This is a genomic window from Marinobacter sp., from assembly GCF_046484525.1.
Taxonomy (GTDB): domain Bacteria; phylum Pseudomonadota; class Gammaproteobacteria; order Pseudomonadales; family Oleiphilaceae; genus Marinobacter.
Genome location: NZ_JAWOIS010000003.1, coordinates 17,811 through 44,218 on the forward strand (window position 1 = coordinate 17,811; position 26,408 = coordinate 44,218).

General features: G+C 53.4%; 27 protein-coding genes. 9 read left to right on the forward strand and 18 right to left on the reverse strand.

The window, feature by feature from the left end; translation table 11 throughout:
* Both R6W86_RS00535 and R6W86_RS00540 read right to left on the reverse strand, forming a co-directional pair.
* Nucleotides 1-3,093 (reverse strand): efflux RND transporter permease subunit, encoded by a 3,093-nt coding sequence (locus tag R6W86_RS00535; protein WP_410327442.1) that lies wholly within the window; start codon nt 3,091-3,093, stop codon nt 1-3.
* Nucleotides 3,090-4,442, reverse strand: coding sequence for an efflux RND transporter periplasmic adaptor subunit (locus R6W86_RS00540; protein WP_410327443.1), 1,353 nt, complete (start codon nt 4,440-4,442; stop codon nt 3,090-3,092). Before R6W86_RS00540 ends, R6W86_RS00535 begins: the two co-directional genes overlap by 4 nt.
* Nucleotides 4,443-5,004: 562 nt before the next feature.
* Here R6W86_RS00540 and R6W86_RS00545 point away from each other — a divergent pair.
* The 7 genes from R6W86_RS00545 to R6W86_RS00575 all read left to right on the forward strand — a co-directional run bounded on the left by R6W86_RS00545 (nt 5,005) and on the right by R6W86_RS00575 (nt 10,748).
* Nucleotides 5,005-6,135, forward strand: coding sequence for a GGDEF domain-containing protein (locus tag R6W86_RS00545; protein WP_410327444.1), 1,131 nt, complete (start codon nt 5,005-5,007; stop codon nt 6,133-6,135).
* Between the two features lie 462 nt (nt 6,136-6,597).
* Nucleotides 6,598-7,737 carry a GGDEF domain-containing protein gene (locus R6W86_RS00550; protein ID WP_410327445.1) on the forward strand — a complete coding sequence of 380 codons (1,140 nt, stop codon included), beginning with the start codon at nt 6,598-6,600 and terminating at the stop codon, nt 7,735-7,737.
* A 313-nt stretch (nt 7,738-8,050) separates the two neighbouring features.
* Nucleotides 8,051-8,239, forward strand: coding sequence for a hypothetical protein (locus tag R6W86_RS00555; protein WP_410327446.1), 189 nt, complete (start codon nt 8,051-8,053; stop codon nt 8,237-8,239).
* Nucleotides 8,203-8,394 carry a hypothetical protein gene (locus tag R6W86_RS00560; protein ID WP_410327447.1) on the forward strand — a complete coding sequence of 64 codons (192 nt, stop codon included), beginning with the start codon at nt 8,203-8,205 and terminating at the stop codon, nt 8,392-8,394. The genes R6W86_RS00555 and R6W86_RS00560 overlap by 37 nt, the downstream gene beginning before the upstream one ends.
* Nucleotides 8,395-8,771: 377 nt before the next feature.
* Nucleotides 8,772-9,134: a hypothetical protein gene (locus R6W86_RS00565; protein ID WP_410327448.1), complete on the forward strand. Its 363-nt coding sequence runs from the start codon at nt 8,772-8,774 to the stop codon at nt 9,132-9,134.
* Nucleotides 9,131-10,027: a flagella assembly protein FlgT middle domain-containing protein gene (locus R6W86_RS00570; RefSeq protein ID WP_410327449.1), complete on the forward strand. Its 897-nt coding sequence runs from the start codon at nt 9,131-9,133 to the stop codon at nt 10,025-10,027. The genes R6W86_RS00565 and R6W86_RS00570 overlap by 4 nt, the downstream gene beginning before the upstream one ends.
* Nucleotides 10,028-10,136: 109 nt before the next feature.
* Nucleotides 10,137-10,748: a TetR/AcrR family transcriptional regulator gene (locus tag R6W86_RS00575; protein ID WP_410327450.1), complete on the forward strand. Its 612-nt coding sequence runs from the start codon at nt 10,137-10,139 to the stop codon at nt 10,746-10,748.
* Nucleotides 10,749-11,290: 542 nt separating this feature from the next.
* Here R6W86_RS00575 and R6W86_RS00580 read toward each other — a convergent pair.
* The 10 genes from R6W86_RS00580 to R6W86_RS00625 all read right to left on the reverse strand — a co-directional run bounded on the left by R6W86_RS00580 (nt 11,291) and on the right by R6W86_RS00625 (nt 19,222).
* A complete protein-coding gene (locus tag R6W86_RS00580; RefSeq protein ID WP_410327451.1) occupies nt 11,291-12,115 on the reverse strand; it encodes a MipA/OmpV family protein in 825 nt (274 codons plus the stop codon).
* 205 nt (nt 12,116-12,320) lie between these two features.
* Nucleotides 12,321-13,811 carry a complex I subunit 5 family protein gene (locus tag R6W86_RS00585; RefSeq protein WP_410327481.1) on the reverse strand — a complete coding sequence of 497 codons (1,491 nt, stop codon included), beginning with the start codon at nt 13,809-13,811 and terminating at the stop codon, nt 12,321-12,323.
* Entirely contained in the window at nt 13,811-15,307 is a 1,497-nt protein-coding gene (locus tag R6W86_RS00590; RefSeq protein ID WP_410327452.1) for a complex I subunit 5 family protein, read from the reverse strand. The genes R6W86_RS00585 and R6W86_RS00590 overlap by 1 nt, the downstream gene beginning before the upstream one ends.
* Complete coding sequence (locus tag R6W86_RS00595; RefSeq protein WP_410327453.1) at nt 15,304-16,773, reverse strand: complex I subunit 5 family protein; 1,470 nt, start codon at nt 16,771-16,773, stop codon at nt 15,304-15,306. The genes R6W86_RS00590 and R6W86_RS00595 overlap by 4 nt, the downstream gene beginning before the upstream one ends.
* Nucleotides 16,770-17,120, reverse strand: coding sequence for a cation:proton antiporter subunit C (locus R6W86_RS00600; protein WP_410327454.1), 351 nt, complete (start codon nt 17,118-17,120; stop codon nt 16,770-16,772). Before R6W86_RS00600 ends, R6W86_RS00595 begins: the two co-directional genes overlap by 4 nt.
* Nucleotides 17,120-17,818 (reverse strand): MnhB domain-containing protein, encoded by a 699-nt coding sequence (locus R6W86_RS00605; RefSeq protein WP_410327455.1) that lies wholly within the window; start codon nt 17,816-17,818, stop codon nt 17,120-17,122. The genes R6W86_RS00600 and R6W86_RS00605 overlap by 1 nt, the downstream gene beginning before the upstream one ends.
* The gene (locus tag R6W86_RS00610; RefSeq protein WP_410327456.1) at nt 17,815-18,090 is read right to left on the reverse strand and encodes a Na(+)/H(+) antiporter subunit B; all 276 of its coding nucleotides are present in this window, start codon (nt 18,088-18,090) and stop codon (nt 17,815-17,817) included. Before R6W86_RS00610 ends, R6W86_RS00605 begins: the two co-directional genes overlap by 4 nt.
* Complete coding sequence (locus R6W86_RS00615; protein WP_410327457.1) at nt 18,083-18,403, reverse strand: cation:proton antiporter; 321 nt, start codon at nt 18,401-18,403, stop codon at nt 18,083-18,085. The genes R6W86_RS00610 and R6W86_RS00615 overlap by 8 nt, the downstream gene beginning before the upstream one ends.
* Complete coding sequence (locus tag R6W86_RS00620; protein ID WP_410327458.1) at nt 18,396-18,710, reverse strand: monovalent cation/H+ antiporter complex subunit F; 315 nt, start codon at nt 18,708-18,710, stop codon at nt 18,396-18,398. The genes R6W86_RS00615 and R6W86_RS00620 overlap by 8 nt, the downstream gene beginning before the upstream one ends.
* Nucleotides 18,707-19,222, reverse strand: a complete 516-nt coding sequence (locus tag R6W86_RS00625; RefSeq protein ID WP_410327459.1) for a Na+/H+ antiporter subunit E — start codon at nt 19,220-19,222, stop codon at nt 18,707-18,709. The genes R6W86_RS00620 and R6W86_RS00625 overlap by 4 nt, the downstream gene beginning before the upstream one ends.
* 208 nt (nt 19,223-19,430) lie before the next feature.
* On the opposite strand from R6W86_RS00625, the gene R6W86_RS00630 reads away from it, so the two are divergent.
* Nucleotides 19,431-19,787, forward strand: coding sequence for a c-type cytochrome (locus tag R6W86_RS00630; protein WP_410327460.1), 357 nt, complete (start codon nt 19,431-19,433; stop codon nt 19,785-19,787).
* A gap of 86 nt (nt 19,788-19,873) precedes the next feature.
* On the opposite strand, the gene R6W86_RS00635 is transcribed toward R6W86_RS00630, so the two are convergent.
* The 5 genes from R6W86_RS00635 to R6W86_RS00655 form a co-directional block, all read right to left on the reverse strand.
* Nucleotides 19,874-20,026 (reverse strand): hypothetical protein, encoded by a 153-nt coding sequence (locus tag R6W86_RS00635; RefSeq protein WP_410327461.1) that lies wholly within the window; start codon nt 20,024-20,026, stop codon nt 19,874-19,876.
* A gap of 171 nt (nt 20,027-20,197) precedes the next feature.
* Entirely contained in the window at nt 20,198-20,389 is a 192-nt protein-coding gene (locus tag R6W86_RS00640) for a hypothetical protein (protein ID WP_410327462.1), read from the reverse strand.
* 36 nt (nt 20,390-20,425) lie between these two features.
* Nucleotides 20,426-21,025, reverse strand: a complete 600-nt coding sequence (locus R6W86_RS00645; protein WP_410327463.1) for an ATP-dependent zinc protease — start codon at nt 21,023-21,025, stop codon at nt 20,426-20,428.
* Entirely contained in the window at nt 20,964-21,596 is a 633-nt protein-coding gene (locus tag R6W86_RS00650; RefSeq protein ID WP_410327464.1) for an ACP phosphodiesterase, read from the reverse strand. Before R6W86_RS00650 ends, R6W86_RS00645 begins: the two co-directional genes overlap by 62 nt.
* A 33-nt stretch (nt 21,597-21,629) precedes the next feature.
* Nucleotides 21,630-22,169, reverse strand: a complete 540-nt coding sequence (locus tag R6W86_RS00655) for an outer membrane beta-barrel protein (protein WP_410327465.1) — start codon at nt 22,167-22,169, stop codon at nt 21,630-21,632.
* A gap of 251 nt (nt 22,170-22,420) precedes the next feature.
* On the opposite strand from R6W86_RS00655, the gene R6W86_RS00660 reads away from it, so the two are divergent.
* Nucleotides 22,421-23,833: a TrkH family potassium uptake protein gene (locus R6W86_RS00660; protein ID WP_410327466.1), complete on the forward strand. Its 1,413-nt coding sequence runs from the start codon at nt 22,421-22,423 to the stop codon at nt 23,831-23,833.
* An 18-nt stretch (nt 23,834-23,851) separates the two neighbouring features.
* On the opposite strand, the gene glgP is transcribed toward R6W86_RS00660, so the two are convergent.
* The gene (gene glgP, locus R6W86_RS00665; RefSeq protein ID WP_410327467.1) at nt 23,852-26,377 is read right to left on the reverse strand and encodes an alpha-glucan family phosphorylase; all 2,526 of its coding nucleotides are present in this window, start codon (nt 26,375-26,377) and stop codon (nt 23,852-23,854) included.
* Nucleotides 26,378-26,408 lie beyond the last annotated feature (31 nt).

Sequence of the window (26,408 nt, forward strand, 5' to 3'; positions counted from 1 at the left end):
TTAACTGTCATTCGCCTGCGACCATCCCCAGTCATCAAATAATACATAGAGTGCAGGGATCACGAAGAGCACCAGCACCGTAGCGCTGAGAAGGCCAAATACTACCGATATCACCAATGGTTTGATGGCATCCGACTGGGCGCTGGTTTCCAGCAAGATTGGCAACAATCCGGCAATAGTTGTTGTTGAAGAGATCAAAATAGCCCGAAGCCGATCGCGACTGGCTTGACCGGCAGCAGATACAGCATCTAGCCCTCTGGCACGGTGCGTGTTTATAAACTGAATCAGCAGAATGGCATTGTTGACGACTATCCCTGCGAGTCCCGCGGCGCCAATAAGAGAGGGCATTGACATGTAGTACCCCATCAAAACATGCCCCCATACTGCGCCAATAAAGGCCAACGGGATTGAAAGCATTACGATAAGCGGCTCTATATAACTGCGGAATTGGAAGGATAGGATTACAAATATTCCCACAAGCCCGATGAGTAATCCCTGACCGATGGACGCACCGGTTTCCGCCGAACGTGCTACCTGCCCCTCGAAAATGACGTCTACTTCCGGGTGTCGATTTTGGAAGTCTGAAAGCCAACCACCACGCAAGTCGCTTACAATATTCTGGCCACTGCTTTGGCGGGCATCTACGTTGGCGTCAACAGTGACCGTGCGTCGGCCATTGATATGTGTGATGAGTGCCCATGAACGTTGTTCTGTAATCTCCGCCACTTCAATCAATGGTACACGACGTCCATCAGGAAGCGTGATGGTCTGGTCTGAAAGATCATCCAGGCTATTTCGATCACCAATAGGCTGGCGTACCAGCACTTCAACATCCCGTTCGCCTATCCGTAAAGTGTCGGCTATGTCCCCGAGCCATGATGCTCTCAGTTGAGAAGCTATCTCCTCAGCGTTGAGGCCCAGTGCATGGGCGCCAGGCGCAATAGAAATGCTGCGTTGGGGCTTCCCGGGCCGTAGATCATCCATGACGTTGTAGGCAGCAGAGTAGGTTGCCAGGTGTCCCGCCATTTCAAGTGCAGCAGCTTTTAAAGCATCCAGATTTTCACCTTCTAAACGCACCTCAATGGGTATCCCTGCTGGTCCGAACCCCGGTTCTTGAATGATCAGGCTGTGTATGCCGGCAATACTTCCAATCTCATTGCGCCAAGCCTCGGTCAGTTGATCCAATGTCACGGTTCGTTCTTCCGCGGTGAGCAAATCAACCATTATGGTGGCCACATGAGGGCCTTTTTCATCAGCACTTGGATTATAGTTGAAGCGGGTTTGGATGGATTTCACAAGAGATGCCCCGCGGGGTTGCTCTGGAGTCAGGCGTTGGTCGATACGACGCATGGCATCTGCCACTTCCCCGGCAATTATGTCAGTGCGCGGCAAAGGAGTTCCTTGCGGCATTAGAATACGCGCCTCCAGAACATCCCCGTCGATGTCAGGCATCGCTTCACTTCCGACATGGCCGCCAGCCATAAAACCTGCCGAAGCCAGTATTACTGCGAGGATAAGACCCAGAACCAGATAGCGAAATCGGATAGCCAGGTCTGCTATCCTGCCCACACTCTCTCGGAAACGCTCAAAGCCATGATCAAAAACAGTTCGGAATCGAGAATCATGACCTTGTTGGAGATTTTTGACGCTACCTTTCAAATGGTGCGGCAGGATCCAGAATGCCTCAACGAGGCTTGCCGCCAAGGCAGCAATGAGCACTACCGGTAAGACCTCTAGTACCGCACCCAGCTCACCAGCCAGGAACGAGAGCGGAACAAAAACCGAAACCGTTGTCATAAATGACGAAAGTACTCCAGGCAACACTTGACGAGTGCCTTCCACCACCGCCTCCAGTGGACTAGTGCTCTCTTGTGCATGGGCGGCAATGTTATCGGTAATTACAACAGCATCATCCATAACAATGCCGATGGCCATTAGCAAAGCCACCAGTGTGATCATGTTCAGCGACAGCCCTGCCACCGACATGACGAAGAAAGCACCCATGAATGCTGCGGGCAGCCCCAGAACCGCCCACATGGCCAGGCGAGGGCGGAAGAATAGGCTCATCACGCCTACGACCAGAAGCAATCCAAGGAACCCGTTTTCAACCAGCATTTGCAAGCGATCCCGGACTATGCTGGTTGCATCTTGGGTAATTGTCAGTTCCACGCCTCCATTCAGTCTTTTCTGCTCTGAGTCGACGAGATCTGTCAGAGAGGCCATGACATTAAGGGAGTCATCGCGGAGAGTCTTACTGACTTCCAGGACCACCGATTTATTACCGTTGAAAAGGATCTTTTCCTCTTCCTTATCGGAAATCTGCGTGACCTCGGCTATGTCTCCAAGGGTTAATTCTCCCCCTTTGGGATCAGAAACAATGATTAATTGTTCAAGTTCACGCATCGAGCGGCGTTGATCAGTGAACCGTAACTGAATGTCTCGCTCGCCAGTTTCAAGTGTTCCGAGTGGCATATCCACATTTTGCTGGGCAACACGGCGCGCCAGATCCCGTGCGGAAATACCGTGTTGACCGAGCACTTCCCGTGGTACGGCAACCTGCCATTGACGTTGCGAGACCCCGTGAATCGAAACCTCAGCAACTCCAGGAAGGGACATGATGCGATCTTCAAGCCGGTATGCGTAGTCCTCTAACCTGTCAATTGGCATCTCCCCGGTTACAGCAACGGCAGCTACCAAATCACTACGGTGCATCTCTCGTACCACGGGTTCCTCAGCCCTTGCGGGCAAATCCGTGATAGCGTTTACTTCACTGTCGATCTCAGCAAGGAATCGGATAGCATCACCATCCGCTTCCATGGTGGCGATAGCGCTGGCGACGTTATCCTGCGCAAAGCAAACGACTTCATCGAGAAAGTCGACGCTTTTGACGGCGTCATGAATGCGCCGACAAATTTCATCCTCGACATCGGCCGCAGTGGCTCCCCTGTATTCGACTTCGATACTGACTTCTACCGGCCGGTAGTCAGGAAAGGTCTCTCGTTTCAGGGAAGGGGAGGCAAAGAGACCGGCTGCCAGCAGTACAATCAACAAAAGATTGGCGGCCGTGGGATGACCTGCAAACCAGCGAATCATTTAATATCCCCTTCCGCACGAGCTTTCAGTTGTTCTTCTAATGCTTGGTCATGCTGGGGGGTGACCTGCATACCTTCAAACACTGGAACGGGATCATCCACAATTAACCGGTCACCGGGATTGAGCCCTGAGGAGATAATCGCCAAGTCGTGCTGCTCAAAGGACACCTCAACCTCTTGGAACCGCACACGGTCATCACTATCAAGTACGAAAACTTGCCCATCGTGAACCGCAGTTGCCGGAATCGCGATTCGATCGTCAGCTTCTGCAGTGAGTTGCACTTGAACATACATGCCCCGTTGGAGCGGTGGACGATCAGGCGGAAATGCATTGCGGTAGGGGTCTTGTACTCGCACGATCACACGTGCAGTGCGAGTAGTTGGATCAAGGCCACTCGATACGCGCGTAAGCTGGGCAGACCACCGCACACTAGAGGCACCCGCTAATACAACTTCAGCATTCACCGAGGAGAATTCCATCCGCTCACTGATGTCGAGTTGCCATTGATCTGCTTTGGAGACTGAGACTCCGGATAAAAGCCGACGCAGCATAGAAAATGGAACGTGCGCTTCTACTTCCGCTGCAGATATGCTTTCGGCGTCAAAAAGATGCTGACCTGATGCGGCATATTGATGCAACTCGACCTGGACATCGCCCAAACGCAAATCGTATGGCGCCACGAAAATCGTATCGTCGAGGTCCTTTTGCGCCTGGGCCAAACGGACAGCGGCCCGTTCCCTTTGAGATTCCAAAACCTCACGCCTTGCGGGGATCAAGTCGAGTGAGTTTTCCAAGGAGGCCACTGCCTGGCGCTGGCTGACAGTATTCCTGAGCTGGTCATCGCGTCTTGAAACGGAAACAGAGCCACTCTCTGCCAGACGTTCGATGCGAGATAGTTCCCGTTCGGCCAAAGCGAGGCTTTCTTTCTCCAGAGCCAATAGCCGACGAGTATTCTGTTGTTCAATCTCCAGTTGTCCGAGCTCTGCGGTCAGGCTTTCCAGATCTGCCTCAGCCTCGGAGATGGCTAGTTCATACCGAGAAGGATCGAGTTTCAACAAGATCGTTCCTTCTTGCAGCAGCGTTCCGCTTTCAAGTTCTGGATGCCGTTCCACAACGCGGCCAGCGACATTTGCAATAGCCTGCCAAGTCTCTGCCGGGCGGGCCTCACCATAGCCCCGAGCTTCGATTCTGAGGGGAATTGACGCAACATTAATGAATCGCAAATCTGCTACGTAGGATTCCTGGGGAATCTTCTCGGGCACCTGCCTGTCAGCAATAAATAGCAGCAAAAGGCCAGCTCCAACCGCTAAACTTACGACCACTGACATCAACCTTCTGGACCACTTCACGGTGTCTGCTCCTTGTCTGAGCTAATATTCGGTGGAAAACGGAACGGTACCCCAAAACCCGAAAAAGGTTTGTGGTATGGCTAGTCTGTCCAAGTGGGTCTTGAACAAAGAAATTTCGGTAACCGTGAAATCACTGACTTGGGCTCGGTCGTAGTTGCGGCACATTGTGGTTTTAACGTGAGGCCTGGAACCAGTCCTTCATGACTGGTTGATGCGTGGCGTGCGGTTGCCGTTGAAGGCTCCGACTCAGACATACCTTCCCCTCTCCCAGAAGTTAGCGATTAATTACTTTATATCATGGTAGCGATTCGTCGACAACCCGAACCACTGAGCTCCCAGGTTGGAAGTTTGTGAAGGCCGTGAGGGGCTTGGCGATGGCAAGTTGGTAATTCTCTGGTTTCCCGCTATTTCCCCGGGGTGCCAAAACCTGGAAACCAAGACCAGCTTGTTGTGCTTTCCCTGTACGGGCGATCAGGAGTGCTTTGACCCCATAGCCCTGTAGGATCCACATGACAATCAGTTTAGAATCCGACTGGATAACGTGGTGACATGAGATTTTTAGATGGATCACATAAAAGTCCCGGACAGATGGCGCGAGGAATTTGATGCGTATCAAGAGCGCATTGAGGCAGAGCTGGCGATTTATTCGGCCTGGGTTCTCCTGACAGCGCTAGTGATCTACCACGCCTTTCACCTTGGCTTTAATGGCGGGGAATTAACCAGCATCGAAATTTATCTGAGAGCCCCAGTGGTCGCTTTTGTAGTGCTCACATTTATCGCCAGATCTACGGGATTTCCGCCTTGGCCAACACGATATTTGCTGAAACTCACAGGAATATCCCTGCTATTCCTGGTTTTGGCACAGCTATATATCTATGCGAGCAGTGCGCCAGGCATGCTAAGCCGAGTGCCCCAGGGTCTAATGCTTAGTTTTTTTGTCGTTTCCATTTTGTCTTTGCGGAGCTGCCTGGATTGGGTTTTGATAATTCTGGTTCCTGTTCTTGCAATGGCGTTGATTGCTTTGACCAGCAATTTGGCGTCGATAGAACTGGCGGCAATACTTCTAGGGCCACTGATAATCTCATTTGTCACCTGCCTGCTCATAACTTTTATTCAGAAGATCGCCATCGAAAATTTCAAAAACAGGCAAAAGCTCTATGAGCTGGCTACCATCGACCCACTGACACAGCTTTTGAATCGCCGGGCTTTTTTACCCTTGGCCCACCATGAATGTTCCCGTACGGAGCGTTCTGAAAAACCGCTGAGCGTCGTAATCGCTGATTTAGATCATTTTAAGCAGGTCAATGACACTTGGGGTCATAATGCGGGTGACCAAGTGCTACGAGAAGTTGCCAGACGACTCAAAGACTGTCTCCGCAAACAAGATGTTGTGTGCCGATGGGGTGGGGAAGAGTTTCTGATCCTTCTACCCGAAACCGACTCTAATGGGGCGATGAGAGTCGCCGAGAAATGTGGCAGTAGTGTTTCAGAGACTTTGATCGACATTATGGGGCATGGACATACTCAAACAATCAGTCTTGGAGTTGCAACTCTCACTGGTGGTGAGTCAGTAGAAGAACTCATCAATCGCGCGGATAGGGCGCTTTATTCAGCCAAAAAGAGTGGAAGGAACCGAGCTGAATTGGCCCGGGTCACAGCTGCCCCGTCCTCTCAAAAGTCAGATGATTCCTGACATCAAGTCATTCCCTTGAAGAGCCTGCCGTGCCAATCCCTTCAGCTTTTGTCCTCGGAAGTGGTGACTGGGTCTGCGACAAGACTTCAGTTTGCTCTTATATAGCTTCAAATAAGGTACTTGCGCCAAAAAAGTCTTTGATTTATTCTTAAAGCAAGTGTGCAATTACTTTCGTTTCTGGTGCCGGCATGGCGCATTAGGCTGGATGTTCTTCCTGAAAAGATGGAGATCTAACAAGTCCACGTGCCGTTGTTGACACCATACCATGCCGTGCGGAAAAGGGAAGGTTGCGAGAAAAGTCGGTAGCCCCCAAACCCACAGGGTTTTGGGGATGCGATGCTGGCGCCAACGGCGGGATTTTATGATCCGGACAGTTACGCGGCTAACGCGGTCAACGCGGTTTTCGCAGGAACGAGTCCAGAAGAATATGAAAGGTTAACGCTCTGGTGTGGGAGTTTTTAGGTGGTTAACGAGCAAGTTCCGGAGAGAAGGAATGCGACCCTTGGTGAATATCAGGAGCACATCGAGGCAAGGTTGGCTATTTATTCGGCCTGGGTTCTCCTGACCGCGTTAGTGATCTACCACGCCTTTCACCTTGGTTTTAATGGTGGGGAATTAACCAGCATCGAAATTTATCTGAGAGCCCCAGTGGTGGCTTTTGTATTGCTCACAGTTATTGCCAGATCTACGGGGTTTCCGCGTTGGCCAACACGGTATTTACTGAAACTCACAGGAATATCACTGATATTCCTGGTTTTGGCACAGCTTTATATCTATGCGAGCAATGTCCCGGGCATGTTAAATCAGGTACCTCAAGGTCTGATTCTTGGTTTTTTTGTTGCTTCCATTTTGTCTTTGCGGAGCTTCCAGGATTGGGTTCTGATAATTCTGGTTCCTGTTCTTGCAATGGCATTGATTGCATGGATCGGCAACTCTTTGTCGGTGGAGCTGGCGGCAATACTTCTAGGGCCACTGATGATTTCACTTATCAACTGCCTGCTCATAACTTTTATTCAGAGGGTCACCATCGAAAATTTCAAAAACTATGAGCTGGCTATTAATGATCCGCTGACACAGCTTTTGAATCGCCGTGCATTTCTTCCACTATTTCATCATGATCATTCCCGTGCCGAGCGTTCTCAAAAACCGCTGAGCGTCGTAATCGCTGATTTAGATGATTTTAAGCAGGTCAATGACACTTGGGGTCATAATGCGGGTGACCAAGCGCTACGAGAAGTTGCCAGACGACTCAAAGACTGTCTCCGCAAACAAGATGTTGTGTGCCGATGGGGTGGGGAAGAGTTTCTGATCCTTCTTCCGGAAACCGACTCTAATGGGGCGATGAGAGTCGCCGAGAAATGTCGCAGTAGTGTTTCAGAGACTTTGATCGACATTATGGGGCATGGACATACTCAAACAATCAGTCTTGGAGTTGCAACTCTCACTGGTGGTGAGTCAGTAGAAGAACTCATCAATCGCGCGGATAGGGCGCTTTATTCAGCCAAAAAGAGTGGAAGGAACCGAGTTGAATTGGCCCGGGTCACAGCCGCCCCGTCCTCTCAAAAGGCAGATAATATTCCTGACATCAAGTCATTCCCTTGAAGAGCCTGCCGTGCCAATCCCTTCAGTTTTGTCCTCGGAAGTGAGTGACTGGGGCTGCGACAAGACTTCAGTTTTCTCATATATAGCTTCAAATAAGGTGCTTGCGCCAAACTAGTCTTTGATCTAGGCTTCTGGAAAGTAGGTAATTACTTTCCTTTTCTTCCTATAGGCGTGGCGTAACCGGGCAGTTTGTTCTTCGTGAAAGGATATAAGCCTAAGGAATCAAAGTGCCGTGTCGAAGGGGAAATGTACTGTTCCGATTGGCAGGTGAAATGGGGAGGAGACCCTGGCGTTCTATGCCATTCTCATTCCGGTGATCATCTCGGGCGGATATGACGCGGTCACCGGGGTCGCTGTCATCCTGGTGGGCGCCGGCATCGGGGTATTGGGGGCGACCATTAACCCGTTCGCCACCGTTATCGCCTCTAATGCCGCGGAAATTCCATTCACCGATGGCCTTATGTTATGGCTCGTGATGAGGAGATTGAAGATTTCACCCTGACTACTGTCTTCACCTTCTGTTGTGGCAGCAACGTGGTGACCAACGTCCAGGAAGTCGCCGATGAAGGGGTGTATTGCGGCCTGCACCCGGGCAAGGGCGACAAGTATCTGTCGTTTGAGCAGGATCCCCGACCGCTGTTTGAGGTTGTTGCATAACACAAATGTATGGCTTAGTATCAGTGTAAGTAAGCTATTACTTCCTTCGGCGTCAGTATTGATTGAGGAGCACGATGATGAAGGGCGCTGTAAACAATCGAACCTATTTTTTTTTATTGGCTAGTGTTGCAATTTTACTTCTAGGGTTCTTCGCCTCAAAAATCTTTCTAACGTCAGCCTTAGCTCATCATCTGATCGTGATTGGAGAGAATCCGACTTTTTTCAGGAGTACAGTGCAAGAAAATCAATTTATTGAATTTGATATCGGGCCAAATCAACGAACGATAAATTCCACTTGATTGTTGATGGCACGGCCTGAAGCTATCAGAAATATTTGCGCTGACAACCTCTCGAGAAAGGCAAGTGGTTAGAAACGAATGCAGGTAACCCGCCAAGGTGAAGTGTGTCTTGAAGTTTCTGGCCGTGCACCTATAAACCTTCAGGCCGGACCTGCGTACGAAGATAGATTGTTTCAAGCTATGATGCAATCCAAGGTGATTGCTTATAAAGCGATGTTAGAAAAGGTTCTAGGCGAGTTGCCAGAATCAATAAAAGCTCAGAATGTTACTGAGTTAGAGCAGGCCTTGACGGACTTTGACGCATGCTCTGAGAGGATTACTACGGTTACTTTAATGCATGAAATTGATGGGCAAAATTATACAACGCATTTGGTCGTAAATTTAGACCTTTCAGCTGAAATTAAGAGCGTTGTGCTTTCTAAACTGGCAGGCTTCCAATGATTGCACTATTTTTCATTATTTTTTTGGCCGTGAGTATGCCAGTTCACGGTTATAATTACCTCGCTCTCGGTGAGGCCACGGTTCTGAATGATCAAATAGAGGCTGCTAGAATTCTCGCCGCAAAAAGATCGCTTCGGGATATAGTGTTTGGCACAGGCTTATCACCCTCTGCATTAAAAAACATTCTGGTTTATATAAATGAGAAATCGGAAATTGTAATCGATGGCTCATCTGGCACTGTTCCGATCAAAGTCAATAACATCAAGGAGCTAAAACGGGGGAATGAGATTGAGGTTACGGCCGCCGTTGAAGTTCAAGAGTCCAACCACTGTCCAAGTAGTCCTGGAATTGTAGGGGCCGTTAGCATATTGCCTTTTGAGTTTGATTCGAGAGCCATTTTCGTGTCGGAAGAGTTTGGGCGGAATCTGGAAGGAATTTTCGAACGATATATTAGCATCCTTGATCGCTTCGGGGCGGGTTACAAGGTCAAAATTACGAATGCGGAACGAGAGGTCACAAAGCATACATCTGATCATATCACTCCCAAACAGTCGGTTAGGGAACTTGCTCAAGAACTAAAATCGGATTATATTCTAGGCGCTGAAATTTACGACACATCTATCCAGAGGCTTGGAGCAACACCCGAAACATACAAAAAACTGGTGAGGAATTTTAGTATTTCTTTCTCGGTTTTTGATGGTCGTTCCGGTTATAAATTAAGTGAGTACCATTACAAGACATCCGCTTCCTGGCCTTATAAATATACTTTTTACCCAGACCGTAATGCTCATGTTATTTGGGACACTGAGTATGGGGTTGCCATAGAGGAAGTTTTGTATAGTGCTATTCAGGATCTTAGTTTTTTTATTGAGTGCGAAAGACCTAAGAGTTGAGTGATATCGGAAAAAATATCTTGATAGACTGTTGAAATGATATAGAATTTAATAGTAATTTATTTTTTGGTTACAGAAAGATTTAGATTAAAAAAAGAGGTATTTCTTCGTGTCCGATAACAAGCGAACTTATGTTAGAACTGAAAAGCGCAAGGTTGAAACTGTGGAGGCGGTAATTAAGCTTTGCGGAATTCAAAACCCATCTACGCTAACAACCACAGATATAGCAAATGGCGTCAATTTGTCTCAAGGCGCATTATTTAAGCATTTCCCAAATAAGGGTAAGTTATGGGAGGCTGTAGCGAGATGGGTGGCAAATCAGATGATGGAGAAAGTGTTTAAGGCATCAGAGAAATACAAATCTCCTATGAAAGGTCTTGAGGCGATGTTTCTGGCCCATATGCAGTTCGTTTCGGATAAACCGGGAGTTCCAAAGTTGATGTTGGGAGAACTCCAGAAACCGGAAAGAACAGGGGCCCGGCTAATCATCGAGCATGTGTTGGACTCTTATCGGACGCAGGTGAAAAAACTACTCGAGGAGGGTATTAGAAAAGAAGAGTTGCGAGCTGATCTTGACATTGAAGCTGCTGCAACGCTCTATCTCGGGAGCATTCAGGGTTTGGTGATACAGTCACTCTTGGCAGATAACATGAGCAATACTGAGGAGGCTGCGGCCAGGGTTTACCTGATTTATAAGCAGGGGATCCAAGGCCACGCTTAACCTTACGAAGTAACCTCTGACGCCTGGTGTTGTAGTGGTCAACTAATCCCGGACAGTATTTTAAGGTTTTCCTCAGCTGTAACGAGTGAAATGCCGCCGTTGAATGTGTGAGGTCGCTGCCGGTTGTTGTAGCCCATCAGATAACCACCAACATCTTTCTTGGCCTCAGGTAGAATTCGATACCCCAGATCAGTTTAGATTGTCCAGTTTTCATCAGCTTTCAGTGTTCGGTTTTTGAGTGTCGGTGTCGTCAGATTCCTCCTGTTGTGGGATAGTGCCGGGAACGAGACCGGCCATTCGTTTGTCCTTCAACCGGTAGCCCAGCCCAGTCCAGTTAGTGATTGTTTTGATGACGGCTTAACGAGCAGTAGAGGAAGCAGAGACGGCGCCTACCCACCCGAGAGTTACCCACAACTGCGCATAATGTATATTATGTTAAATGCCCTGCAGTGTATCTTTTAGTTCATGAGTTATTGACCAATTCAGCCCTAGCCCAATAACTGTGAGCCTTCCTGCAAAAACCACCGAAAATCGTCCCTTTTTCAAAAAACATAAATGAAGCCAACACCAATCTCCGCTTCGTAATCATTCCGAGATATTGGGCTATCTGAAACGTCACTCCCATAGACTTCGTAAAGAGCTTCACCGAAGATCTGCCAGCTTTCGTTCAAGTAATTTCGGTAGTTAACATTGACACCAGTTGATCTATACCCGCTATCAACATCGGTTTCTGGAAGACCTGAATCTATGGATTGCCGTGTGTTCACGCCAAAGTCCCGGTTGGCTAACTTACCATCGTGGAAAGTGACAACAGCGCCAACTTCCCAGCCAGTGCCGTTAGGTTGGCAACCCAAGCAAGTTCCTGCGCCGAAAATCCCTAGCGTACCGATTTCTCCAGTTAATACACGGCCATCTAAAAAGTAACGCCAATCTTCTGCAAGGGCATGACGCACTTCCAACAGCAATGTCACCCCAGAACTGGATTCGCCTAACCCATCCAGTCTGCCATCTTCTGAATCACCCTCTTCACGGCCTTCTTCGTAGCCTACAGAGGCTTGAAACAACCAGGCATCCCTGGCCAGTGTTCGCCACCCAATTGCTTCACCTGCCCAGAAATAAATATGTTCACCAGTTCGCCACTGAACACCCCCAGCGGGATCGATCTCAAACTCGAATTCGTCCGAACCCTCATAAGCAGACTCATATTCAACGCCCAGCCCAAGCCCAACGCCCCAACCATCGCCATTTGTAAAATCGCCGATAGAAGGAAGCGGAACGAGAGGGGTTCTCGCCTCCGTCGCATTTACCGATCCAAAACATGAAAGAGCGCCTAGAAATGTGGCGACTTGGGGGACTATTTTTTTCATGATTTTTTCACCTATCAAGCAGTAGGTGGTAATACGACTTACTCATCACTATAGATGATTATTTTTAACTCGCACTACAGCGCTTTCGTTATCATCGTTCCGCGAACTCATCAAAAAAATGCCAAATTTGCCAATCGACTAAGAGCTCGAAACCCACTATCGAGACCGCGTTGGGCTTCGCAAAAATACCCCCTCGGCTCCAGACTCAGCCCTCACCAGCGCCATTCCGCCCCCTCGCAGTCCACCACGCAGCAGCAATCGCCGTTGCCAGCAGTATTGGCCAGATCAGAGTCCAGCCTTCACTTGCTGTCAGCACGAACCAGAGCTGTCCTGCCTCAGACAGGGCGCCTGGTAAAAACCAGAATGCCAGCAGACTGCATCCCGTAGCTGCCACCCAGCCCAGCCATTTGAAACGATGGTTATGCCCTGTCTGAACGTTTTGACGGAGTGCCCAGAGAAATCGCCAGATCAGGAGCATGGTGGCAACAGCCCCGGCGGTCATTATCAGAGGTAAGTATTCCGCCATGGCGAACTCATACTGCTCAGGCTTCAAGGCATCCTTCATGGCGAATTTGGCCGCTGCCCCACTGGTAAACGGCAGGCCCGCGAGTGAAAGCCCGGGCAATCCAATCAACAGCCAAACGAGCCACCGGGACCGGCGTTCTTCCGGCAGCGCCACTGCCGTGGAAAGAAACAGGCAACCTTTGGCCAGGCCATGATGCAAAGCATACAAGGCGATAACAGACAAAAGCATTGCCGCCTGGGCGGTATTTGCCATGGCAGCGCCAACCATCAAGGTAATGAGCCCCATCTGGCTGATGCTCGAATATGCCAGAATCGTTTTCGGACGAACCTCTTTTAACCCGAGTATTGCGCCGCCGAGAGCCCCGGTTGCACCAAGAAACACGAGCGTATTGCCCCAGGTCGGCAATGACAGTTCGCCGAACGGCAGCGTAACGAGCCAGCCAAGCAATCCTGCCTTAATCATTGCGCCGCTGAGCACAGCACTGGCCGGGGTCGGCGCGACCGGGTGCGCCAGGGGCAGCCAGAAGTGAAGGAACGGAAGCCCCGCCTTGACCCCGAAACCCGAGACCAGAAAGGCAATGATCAACCCGCTCCGCTCGGAATCCGCAATGGCACCGGGAAGCTCGGTGAGTAGCATGCTGTCCGCCTGCTGGGCCGCCATCAGCAGACCGGTGAGCAGAGCCATCTCGCCAGCGACGGCCATGGCGAGGTAGACCCGCCCTGCCCGGTTGGCTTCGTCGGTCCCGTGATGGACCACCAGTCCGTAGGCGGCAAAGGTCATCAGGGCAAAGAAGCTGTAGAAACTGGCAAGATCCACAGAGATTATCAGGCCCAGGTTTCCGGTTAGCGTGAGGGCCCAGAACACGCAGAATGCGCGTAGTTTGCGTGTGTTCATGTAGCCAACGACAAAGATACCTGCTGTCGCCCAGAGCAAAGACGTGAGCAGAAGAAAGGTTTGCCGCAGCGCATCCAGCCCCCACACCCCGCCAATAAGTAACCAGGGCAGTTCAAGCCAGTTATGGGGCTCGGCTATCAGGCTCGCCAGTATTGCCGGAAGTGGCAGCAGAGGCAGGCTGTACCGGTAACTCTCCTGCCATCGTGACCTGAAGGCCAGCAAAAGAGAGGCCAGAGGCAGAATCACGGTCATCAGAAGCAGTGGTGCGGTGATCATCACAAGTCCACCTCCCTTGCGACAATCAGCTCGACCCATCCCAGCGGGCTGAACGACGCCGAGGCCAGCAAGCCCGCCAGTACCAGGAAGGCGGCAGTCACCAGCGGAGGCCATAGCAGCCAGGCGCTGGTCTCAAAGCGGCCCCATTGCCGTTCCTCGGGCCACGCATCTTTCTGCTCGCGGAACCAGATCCTGTTCAGTACCGGCAAAAAGTACGCAGCGTTGAGCAGACTGCTGATCACCAGCACGGCAATCACCCAATCCATGCCCGCTGCCAGAGCTCCGGTCCCCATGGTCCATTTGGTGATGAATCCCGCCAGTGGCGGTGCTCCGGTCATGCCGAACGCCGCAAGGGTGAAGGCGACAGAAGTACCCGGCATCCGCCGCCCTGCACCATCAAGTTCATCTATTCGGTGTATTCCCAGAGTTTCCGCGTAATTGCCGGCACAGAAGAACAGCGTGATCTTCATGACGCCCTGATGAACCAGATGGACCAAGCCGCCGGCCACGCCCACCGGCCCGGCTAAACAAAGTCCCAGAATGATATAAGACACCTGACTGACGGTTGAAAACGCCAGGCGCCGCTTCAAGTCAGACTGACTCAACGCCCTTACCGAGCCGTAGACAATCGTGAACGCAGCAATGGCGGCCAGTCCCGATAACAAACCCAGCGCATTTGCTGTTTCCAGGCCGTAGATTTCGAGAACCACCCGGATAATGCCGAAAGCCCCCGCTTTTACCACAGCAACAGCATGCAGCAGCGCGCTGACCGGTGCCGGTGCCACCATCGCCACTGGCAACCAGCCATGTAGCGGCACTATGGCGGCTTTTACGCCCAGGCCGGCAATCAGAATCACGAAAACGATGGTCAAGGGGGACTGCAGGTCAGGCGCCATATCGGCAAAGTGACCGCCCGGTCGGAACGACAGGTCACCGGAAAAACCGTGGAGCAAAGCGATCCCAAAAAGCAGAACCGCACCCCCGGTGAGCGTATAGATGATGTAGGAGCGACCGGCCCGCAATGCCTGTTGGGTTCCTCGGTGTACCACCAGCGGATAAGTGGAGAGCGTGAGCATCTCGTAAAAAAGAAAGAAGGTGAACAGATTACCCGCCAGGGCGATGCCCATGGTGCTGGCCACGCACAGGCTGAAAAACCCGAAAAAACGACTTCGGTTGGGGGAGTTCTCCAGGTACCCCACCGCGTACACCGTGGTCAACAGCCACAGTGCTGCCGAGAGTCCCGCAAACAACAAGGCGAGGGCGTCCGCACGGAGCACGAATTCCACACCGGGGATCATGGGAAAAGAAATCCCATACTCCTTTCCCTGAAACACACCCCAGATCATCAGTCCGACCAGCAGGAGCTTCAGGATTGCCGCGGTAAGGTTTACGGCGGTTCGGAGTCGGTGCTTTTGCTCAGGCAGCGTAAAAATGATGACGGCCGCAGTCAGGGGTGTCATCAGCGCGAAAACCGGTAGCAAGGCGCTGGCAGTCATGTGCCCTCCCCGTTGGCGAACGCCAGGGCCATCACGGATAGTACCGGCTCGGCCATCAGGCCCAGCCCCAGGGAAAGCAGCGCCAGAATCATCGGGATGATCTCAAGGCGGCGGGCAGGATGAAAGAAATGATCGATGTTGGAGTCTTCGACAAATGAGGCTCGATACACCCGGAATACGTAGGCAGCAGACAACAGTCCCCCGCCCAGAAGCACCACCAGCCACCACCACTGACCGGTGGCCAGGCTTGCCTGGAGAAACAGCCATTTTGCGGCGAAACCGCCCGTGGGCGGCATGCCCATAAGCGATACCCCTGCCAGGCCAAATGAGAACAGCGAAAACGGTAAAAAATGGCTGACACCGGCCAGCGCATTCACCCGATTGCTGCGCACCGACATGATCAGGTTTCCCGCCGAAAGAAACATTGCAGCCTTGGCAAGCGCGTGGCTGATCACCTGCAGAGTCATGGCTTGTTGTGCCTGCAGTGCCGCCGCCTCTGTGGTGTTCCAGGTCAGCGGGAACAACAGGAACAGGTACCCGATCTGCGCGACCGACGAGTACGCCACAACCTGCTTGAGCTTCGCCTGCCGTAACGCCTGCCAACCACCCCAGAACACCGCCATACCGCCCAGTAATCCAAGCAACTGAGCGAGGGCAAGTGATCCCAGGGACGCACCAAGCTCAAGCCAGAGCCGTGCTGCGATATAGAACGACCCTTTTACCACCAAGGCTGACAGTAGAGCGCTGACCGGTGACCTGGCGATACCGTGAGCGGGTGGCAACCAGCGGTGCATCGGGAACAGCGCTGTTTTCAGTGCCAGACCGAAGAGCATCAGTATCAGGGCGAAACCGGCTCCCTCACCGGTACTCCCATGGATCAATGCAGATGCAATCCCTGTTAGCGACAGACTGCCAAACTGGCCATAGAACAAGGCAACGCCCAACAAGTAAGCCAGGGAACCCAACAAAGCGGCCATCAGGTAACGAATAGCAGCCCGCAAGGCTTCCGACTCCCCGCCAAGCGCAACGAGACCAACCGCCGAGAGGCTTATCAGCTCGAGGCCCACGTACAGGTTGAACAGATCATTTCCCAGCCAGACAACATTCAGTCCAGCCCAGAGAAACCAGAACAGCGGCCAGAAATAACGGTGCCACTGTTTGTCCGGGTCCAGATAGAATCCGGCGTGTAGGCCCGAGGCCGCTGCCACCAGCGCGGTCAGCATAACAAACGTCACTGCCAGGCCATCCACTCGCAGTTCTATTCCCAGGGGAGCCTGCCAGCCGCCAAGCGGGTATTGGAAGCCGCCCTCGCCGGCAACAACGGCCCAGAGCGCCAGAGATACCAATACCTGGATCACTATTCCCAGCCAGGTTATTGCCCTGCCCCGTCTGAATCCGGCAAGGAGGGTCAGAACTGCCCAGGCAAGCGGTGTGAACAGCAACCCCGCCATCAACCAAAGAGTCATTCGTGCGGAGCCTCCCGGGCCTGGCGAGGCTCCTGGCCCGGCGGTATGTCCTGGGCAGGATCCTCAAGGGAGGTCTTTCCGGAGAGGTGGTAATAGCGCCGGATCAAGACCACCGCCAGTGCGGTGGCAGCAATGGCAACCACGATGCCGGTGAGCACCAGAGCCTGAGGGACCGGATCGGGTCCGGAGCGATGCTGGGCAAGGCCGACCAGTATCAGAAAAACCCCGGAACCCATGAGATTGAACGCCAGCAGCTTACGCAACAGATGCGAGATGAAGATAAAACCGAACAGGCCAATGGCGCACAAAGCGGCTCCTGCTAAGCCGTACAACAGGGAAGGCGTCATCAGTCACCGCCCTCTTCCGGTTCCTCTGCATTATTGACCGGTGCAGATACAAACAGCGCCAGCAGTACCATTGCAATGGACAGCGTCAGGACCGTCTCTATTACAACAATAAGAGTCTTGGCCATTTCGGGAGGGTATGCCAGGAATGCACCTCCGGACAGAGCACTCGCCACAGCAACGAGCAGGAACAGGGCGAAGCCCAGTGAGAGTCCCAGCCGAAGCATTAATCCCGGGCGCAAAAAGTCCATTGGAATGCCTCCGAGTCGCATCAGAATCCCGCTCGCAGCCAGAACGGCCCCTGCCTGAAAAGCGCCACCAGGGCGATCGGCTCCGGCCCAGAGCAGATATCCGGCGAGCAAAAGCATCAGAGGTATCAGCCAGCGTTGCAATGCATAGAGCAATTCATCCGAAGTGCGAAGCTCCGGATCTTCCAACGATGAAGTCCTCGCCACCGAGATCCCGGCAATACCCGCGATCACCAATACACCGATTTCAAGCAGGGTGTCGTAGCTGCGAAAGTTCAGAAGCACCGCAGTGACCGGGTTCCCCACGCCGCTTTTTTCAAGGTTCTCGGCCAACAACCCAGGCAAGTCGACTGGTGTGGTCATTATCGAAATCTGCCAAATCGAATAGACCAGGCCAGCTACAAAGACAAGGCAAACGGCGGTGACAGTCAATATGCCCAGAACGCGGATCATGGCTTTTCGTCCTCACCGGCATCATTTCCGTACTCACCGTTCGAGAGGTGTCGGGCGGCGTCCAGCAGCAGCACCCCCGTCAGTCCGGCCCCAATGGCTGCTTCAGCCAGTGCAATATCCGGCGCATGCAGGCGCACCCAGGCAAGGGCCATCAGCAAACCGAAAGCAATAAAGAAGACAACAGCCCGGAACAGGTCCCTCGACCACAGGAGACTCCCGGCCGTCACCAGCAGAGCAATGACAAGCACAATGTCCAGCAACCATTCAGCCATGCTCATCCTCTGTCCCGGAACCATCCGTGGTACTGCCACGCACTGCTCGGGCCACAAGATGAGCCGAGGTGGCACTGGCTGCCAAGGCAACAACCCAGATCAGCAGCGTCTTGAAGCCGGCGGCAAAGGAAGGAGCCAGAGGCAGTAACGCCAGCACAATGAAACCCAAGCCAAGATTATCCGCCTTGGTCAGTGCATGAATACGCGAAAGGGTATCAGGGAAACGGAACAGACCAAGACTGCCCAGTGCAAAAAATACACAGCCCAAGATCAACAGAACCAACTGAACTACAATCAGCAATCCTTCAAACATGTGGCTCCTCTCTGGACTCGGCATTTCGGTAGTCGTCTGAGTTGTCTTCCTGGTCAATCCTGACGACGCGCGTAACGAAGGCCGCTACGGCCAGGACCGACAACACGGCAAGCGTTAATGCCACATCCATCAGGGCCGACCACGAGCGGGCGTATGCCAGTACCAGCAACAAGGCAACGCCGGTGGTGCCGAATAATTGGGATGCCAGCATCCGGTCAGCCGCCGCCGGCCCACGCCAGATCCGAATCAGGGCAAGGAGTAGCGTGAGCAAGAGAAAGACAGCAACACCCAACAAGACCACGGTCATGACCTGACTCCTTCCGGCGGATCCAGAGTGATTCCGAACGCTTGCGCGACTTTAAACTCTGCCTGACGAATTCCGGGTTCTATATCGACACGGGTATCCAGGCAGTGAACTGTAAGCTGGTTTTTTTTCATGTGGACACTGAGAGTGCCCGGCATCAGTGACAGGGTGTTTGCAAGCAGCCAACGAGGGCCACCTTCCGGCAGGCGAAGAGACAGGGTTATCTCTCCGGGTTTGATGGGCAGTGAAGGTGCCAGTAGACGCCTCGCCACATCAACGCCGGCAAGAACCGAGTGGATGAGGAAGTAATACAGGAATTGCACCAGGCCCAGCGGACGAAGCCGATGTATGGAAGGGGGAAACAGCATCACGGATAGCAGGGCCACAAATGCAATCACCACTGCCCCGACCCCCCGGGCTGAGGGGTCTCCGAGGGTCAACATCCACCAGACTCCGGCGAGAATAACCGCACGGGTGGCTAAGGTCGCAATAGGTGACGCCGGTGCCGGCTGCATCGGTACTCCTTTTACCTTGTCAGAGGTTCGGGCTCGCTATCTCCCCGCCATAACCTCCAAAAGCCTAACACAGTCGGGCTGGATGGCGGCACTGGGTGGAATAAGAGGAATTCCTGATCTAATTTTAGTCAAGAGGTCGCAGTCTTGGTTAATACCATTGGTCGTAATCTCGGATGATTAAACCAGGATTAAACGAAAGGAAGCGGATATGAAATGGACAAACTTTCCAATCACACTGGCAGGCTGCGCTTGCCTGTCCCTTGGCTCAGTGACGGTACTGGCTGACTCCCATGGGAAAGGCACGATGCAACTGGCCGAAGAAAAACAATGTATGGCTTGCCATACCACCAGTGAAGAGGTTCCCCGTTCGCCCTCTTTCCAGAGTATCGCCCAGAAATATACGAAAGACGATGCAGATCGACTGGTTCAGGTCGTTCTTACGGGCGGCGAGGATCATTGGGGCTCCGCAGAAATGCCTGAAATGGATGCCCGTGTAGAAGTGAGTGAGAAAGAGGCAAGAAAACTGGTGAACTGGATTCTGGATATGCGTGCGGAAAAGATGTGAAAACCCGGAAATTGGGCAAATGAATCGGGCCGGTGGTAAGTAATTCCACCGGCCGTCTTTTTTCGGCCCAGCAAAAAAGGCGGTAATCAGAACTTCCAGAAAGGCGTGCGAAGTCTTGCTTCGACAACTTCCGGCGAAAATCCCACATCGAGAAGCAGACGGGGTTCGGTGTTCTCTACGAGGCGTACGAAGTTGCGCTTCATACGCCAACCTTTGAACAAGGTAGCAGCTGTTTTCATGGTCTCTGATCATCCTGTTGGAGTTACGGGCAAATGAAACATGCCTTGGTAGTCATTAGGCAACTATTCTAATGCCTGCCTCTTGCTAAACAGATGCTTAGAAACCACTACGACCTGTTATCCTGGCGGGGGGAAGTACTGGCTACTACCTACGAAATCCATTCCTGATTCTTAGAAATACTCAAACTCCAGGTCTTGGTAAACGCGCCCTGCGTTCTTGCCGCCGAGTTCCTCGAAGGTATCAAGGTAAGACCATTGGGACTGGGCGATGATTGGCAGCCCTTGGTCACGCCAATAGCTGTTACCCAGCATCGAGTGGCCCTGGGCATTCTCGTTCACCACATAGTTAACGTCTTTTGACATGGAGAAAGCCGCTCTCGGGGACACCAGGATGCAGAATCAGCGAACCAGTTTGGCCTGCTGTTCTTCTGCCAGCTCCTCAAGAGTGCTGTATTCGCATTCCTTGCCGGCGATGAAGCTGTCCGAGGAGTCGACCAGAATGTTGTCATCCCGCATGAAGCGCCGACCAAGGAGCACCGGGTAGGAAAATTTGCCGCGATCGGTCAGTGAGAACTGGGTGGTGTGCATTGTGCCGGCGATACAGAACTCCAGATCGACGACATACCGGCGTTGTGACGGTGCCCCTTTTCGTTTGATAAGCACCGTCCTGCGCACAGGGCGTTCCAGCACCATAACCACATCATCATGGGCGAACTCGCCCTCCGTCGGTTGATCCTCATGATCTCCCAAAGGGATTTCAAAGCTGACCCACCGCTCTTCGTTACGGGTAAACTCCTCGACATTCACCGCATGCAGAGACGATGTTTTCGCTCCGGTGTCCAGCCGGGCCTTGAGTCTCAGCCGGGTATCTTTCATGACTACCCACTCCACGAAACCGAGCGCCTCAGGGACGCTGTCTTCGGTATCCGTTTTTTCCTCAGCCACGGCAGATGTGACTGCCAGCGACAACATCAGCAGAACAGTAGGCAGAAACCGCATTAAAACTCCTTCGCAATACATTGAAGATCCAAAAAAATTCAAGAAACCGTTCTTCAAGCTCCGGTTGATGATCATGGATTTCCTCAATCATCCCCTCAAACCGGTTGGAAAACCGGATGCGGGAAGCGACCCGATCCAACGCCTGCCCTATGTTATCCAGGTCCTGATAGGCCCCGAACCAGTCATGACCCACCATGCGTGCGGTTACCCGCGCCATTTGAGGCGGCATCAGATGACGGTTTTCGCTCAGCTCCCGATAGGTGCGCCCGATAAAGCAGGCACAATCATGATTACTGAACCTGTGCCAGTGTTTCAGTAGGAAATGGTCATAGAGTATGTCCAGCGCCACACCGGCAAACCGCCTTCGCTGGGATGAAAAAAGGCGTTTGGAAGCAAGAACCTCGGGATGGCGATCAGTGAAGCCATCCACAGAAAAATGGTGACGCACACCCCTGTGGACCTCGCCCGGAAGCGCCGAAAGCTCTACGCCCCGGGTAAAGTCACCGAGAATGCTGCCCACGCGGGCTTCCGGGGAATCCGGTGCGAGGAATACGTGGGCAAGATGGTTCAAATCAACTCCCGATTCGCTAAATCAGAGCAACGATCAAAAATTGAGCTGAATGCCGACGCCGAGGCCGTCGAGCTCAACATTGTCGTCGTCATAGTAACGCATGTATTCCAGGTTACCGGACAGGTTCGGAGCGAACTCCATGTTGGCGCCGATACCGTAGGAAACGTCAGAGTCATCGTCCTCGACCGAACCGACTTCCACCTCAACCCGGGTAAAACCCAAGACCGCGTATGGCGTTACCGGAGATTCGTTAGCCACGTTGAACGTGGCATAGGCGCCGTAGAAGTTGTCCACGGAAACATCAGCTCCGCCGATCCGGTCATCGTCAACACCGAAGCCAGCACGGGCCTCAATACCGAGGAAGGGGGTGGCCAGGACCCCGACCTTACCGGAGAGGGTGCCAACATCCGCATCGTAAGGCCCCAGCTCCGCATTCATGAAGGTATAATTCAAGCCGGCATACAACCCACCAACACCGGATTTGTACATGTCCTGAGCCTGAGCCGGACCGGTAGCCAGGAGGCCGCCTGAAAGGGTTGCCAGCGCCAGTGCGATTTTTTTTGTACGTGTCATGACTTGTTCTCCTTAACCGATTCATTCGGTGTTCAGTACTGAAAATGCACCAACCCCACGCTGTTTGCCATAGTAAAGATCCGAAGTTACCTGTCATTTACGCCGATTTAATTTTCGATTCATTGAACGCTAAGGCCTTGACTGCCTTGCGGATGACATGGCCTGCAGGTATTCTGGCGCGGTCTCCCGGTTCAGCTGGCTAGAGCACCCTTTTGAGAAACCTAAACCCTGTCATTTTTATAGTCAGCGTTATGTTTGTGCTTTTGAGCATTTTCATGACGTTACCGGTGATTTTTCTTGCCGGGTCCGAAGCGCCCAATGCCATGGCGTTTGCGGAATCGGCGGCGATTGTCTGCGGTCTCGGCATACTCGGTATTGTCACCACCTATAACCAGTCACGGGACCTGAAGCCCCGCTTCATGTTTGTGCTCACCGTTTCCAGCTGGTTCATCATTGCCCTCTTGTCGTCCCTGCCTTTCTACCTGAGTGACCTTCAACTCTCCGCCGCCGATGCTTTTTTTGAGGGCACCTCAGGCATAACCACCACCGGCGCAACGGTCCTGAGCGGTCTGGACGACATGGACCGGGATCTGCTGCTCTGGCGTTCAATCCTGCAGTGGATGGGGGGAATAGGGATAATCGGCATGTTCGTTGCCGTGTTGCCGTTCCTGCGGGTTGGGGGTATGCGCCTGTTTGCCACCGAATCCTCCGAGTGGACGGACAAGGCCCTGCCGCGGATGAAAACCCTGAGCCGCGGATTGCTGATCGTCTACGTTTTCTTTTCCGTGATCGCGGTCCTGACCTACTGGTTTTCCGGCATGACCCTGTTCGATGCGTTCAACCACGGGCTCACAAGCATCGCAACCGGGGGATTCTCCACCTCCGATCTCTCCATGGGCAAGTTCAACGATGTGATCCTCATGGAGGCGACGCTCTTCATGATCATTGGCAGCCTGCCTTTTTTCCTGTTCGTGAGGGAAATGCACGGCCAACACGGCGTGTTGTTCCGGGACCAGCAGGTGCGGATGTTCCTGGCCATCCTGCTGATCGTTCCGGCATTGCTGACACTCTATCGCTGGTGGGTCTCGCCGGTTCCGTTCGATCCGATACATAGTTACGCCGCCACACTGTTCAACGTTACGTCCGTCGTCACCACAACCGGTTATGCCTCCGAGGATTACAGCGCCTGGGGACCGCTGGCGTTCGTGCTGTTCTTTTTCCTGATGTTCGTGGGCGGATGCTCCGGCTCAACCGCCGGTGGCATGAAGATTTTCCGGTTCCAGTTGTCCCTGATCATCCTGCGGGAGCAATTGATGCGCCTGCTGCATCCCAGGGCGGTGCTGACCCGGAACTACAACGGCCGCTCCGTCAGTGACGAGATCATCTCCTCAATGATCGCCTACACCTTCATATTCCTGTTGTGCCTTCTCCTGATCACTGTCGCCCTGGCGGCCATGCAACTGGATTTCGTGACGGCCTTGTCCGGAGCGCTCACTTCCCTGACCAATGTCGGCCCGGGGCTGGGCGGGATCATCGGGCCCGCGGGGAACTTCGGACCTTTGCCGGATGCAGCCAAGTGGGTTCTGTCTGTCGGGATGCTGATGGGCCGGCTTGAAATCCTCAGTGTCATTATTGTGCTCTCGCCCGCCTTCTGGCGGGGCTGATAGCAATTTCAGCCATGACTACCGCAGCCAGAGCACCGAGGCGTTTTCCAGTGGCAGGTTCAGGCGATCGTCTCTGACCCGGATTCTGGGTGTGTAATGGCCCTCCGGACGGGCGGGAACGGTGCACTGGTAGATCCAGCCCCGGGCTGATCCTTCCATGGCCTGTTTGCGCTCCATGGCCTGCACCTGCCGGGGGCCGTATTCAGAGGCTTCTGCAATCAGCTCAACGCCGATATGCTCGGCCGGCACCCCGTCCAGATAGACATCCACCATGAAGGTCTGGTTCTGGTCCTGCTCCTCAACCTCAATTGAGGTAAATCGGAGGCGGGACCAGTGGGCATTGATCTCGCGCGTTTCCTGAACCAGGCCATGTGCCGTATCCGGGTCCCGCTGTTTGCCCAGCGCTATCATGGGGCGATAGAAATCCTCCACATATTCCCGAACCATGCGATTGGCAGAATAATGTGGCGTCAGCTGATCCATACTGGCCCGAATCATCCTGATCCAGTCCATCGGCCGTCCGTCCTGATCGACGCGGTAAAACGCCGGTACCACCCGATTTTCCAGCAGGTCAAACAGTTCCCGGGCGTCGGATTCATCATGGTCGTTGGTGTGACTGAGCTCCTCGAAGGTGGCACCGGACCTGATGGCCCAGCCCACATCCGGATTCCAGGCTTCCGCCCACCAACCGTCATATTGGGACAAGTTCAGTCCACCATTGACCAACACTTTCATGCCGCTGGTACCGCAGGCCTCCCAGGGGTGGCGCGGGGTATTGAGCCAGACATCCACACCCTGGACCAGTTGGTTCGCGACGCCCAGGTCGTAATCCTCGATGAACACGACCTTGCCCTCAGCTTGCGGCAATCTCGAAAATTGCTTCCAGCGCCGGATCAACTCCTTACCCGACTTGTCATAAGGGTGAGCCTTGCCGGCCAATACGATCTGTACCGGCTTGTCCCGATGATTGAGTAAGGTCAGTAGCCGGTCAGGGTCGCTCAGTAGCAGATTGGGCCGTTTGTAGTCCGTGAACCTCCTCGCGAAGCCCAGGGTCAGGGTTTCGTTATCCAGCAGCAGGCCGCAGGCCGCGACAGGATCATTGCCAGGATTGTGTTCACAATGCTGGCTGGCGAGGCGTCGGCGCAGGTAGTGGATCAGACGTTTTCTCTGGGCGCGGCGCATGTCCCACAGATCCTGGTCGGAAATCCCGCTCATGGGGCAACTGGCTTCCATCGGGCGGAGCCAGCGATCCTTGCCACAGGCCCGGGTCCAGAGTTCATCGGACTCCGCAGAATCCCAGCTTGGCGTATGAATCCCGTTGGTGACATATTCCACCGGAATGTCCTCCGTGGGCCACCGGGGAAAGAATTCCTGAAGAATGGTCTGGGAGACCTTTTTGTGGATCCTGCTGACGCCATTGACCCGCCCGCTCATGTTCAGGGCAAGCCATGCCATGTTCAGCAAGGGATCCCCGGTGGTGTCCTGATCCGAGTTGTGGGTCCCCAGATCCATCAACTGGTCCACGCTCAGATCCTGTCCGGCCAGCCAGGGGGTCAGGTAGAGTTGTACCAGACGCCTCGGAAAACGGTCGAAGCCTGCGGTCACTGAGGTATGGGTGGTAAACAGATTGGTTGCCCGGGTCGCCATACGGGCGGTATCGAAGTCACGTTCGTTGTCGCCGGCCCATCCGAAAGCCCGTTCAATCAATGCCAGGGCGCAATGCCCTTCGTTGATATGGCACGCGTCAGGGTCCCGCCCCAGGGCGCGCAGCAAGCGCCAGCCACCAATGCCGAGGACCATCTCCTGCTGCAACCGTTTTTCAGGATCACCACTGTACAACTCACTGGTGATACCCCGGTCGCCAGGTTCGTTGCGAAGGTCGTTGCTGTCCAGAAGCAACAGTTCGCAATGGCCTACCTGGCCGACCCAGGCTCTCAGGCGCACATCCCGTCCCGGCAGCGGCACGATTACCCGCAGCCACTGATCATCCTGATCCCGCAGTGGTGACACTGGTAGCATCGTAGGATCGTTGTAGGGGTAGAACTCCAGCTGCTCACCATCGGTACTGATGGCCTGCCGGAAGTAGCCCTGCTGGTAAAGCAGGCCAACGGCGGTGACGGGAACGCCGAGATCGCTGGCCGCCTTCAGGTAATCCCCGGCAAGAACGCCGAGACCTCCACTGTACAGCGGCAAGGACTCGCTCAGCCCATATTCCATACAGAAGAAGGCAATGCCACGGTCCAGTTCATCCCGGCACTCTTCGGAATACCAGTTTCTGGCGCGGACGAACCGGTCGTGGGCATCCATCTGCTCCCGGTACCGGGCCAAAAACTCCGGGTCCGAGCTGAGCTCGTCCAGGCGCTCTCCGGAGACACTATTGAGCACCAGCCAGGCATTTCGTGTGCTGTCCCAGGTTTCCTGATCGAGGGTGCGCCACAGGACATCACTGCCGTGATGCCAGCTCCATCTCAGGTCCAGGGCGAGAGTGAACAAACCATTAAGAGCCTCAGGCAACTGCCTTGGCCGGTAGGCCGCTAACGTCATTGGTGTTCAAATCCCTTTGTAGCTGTTTGCC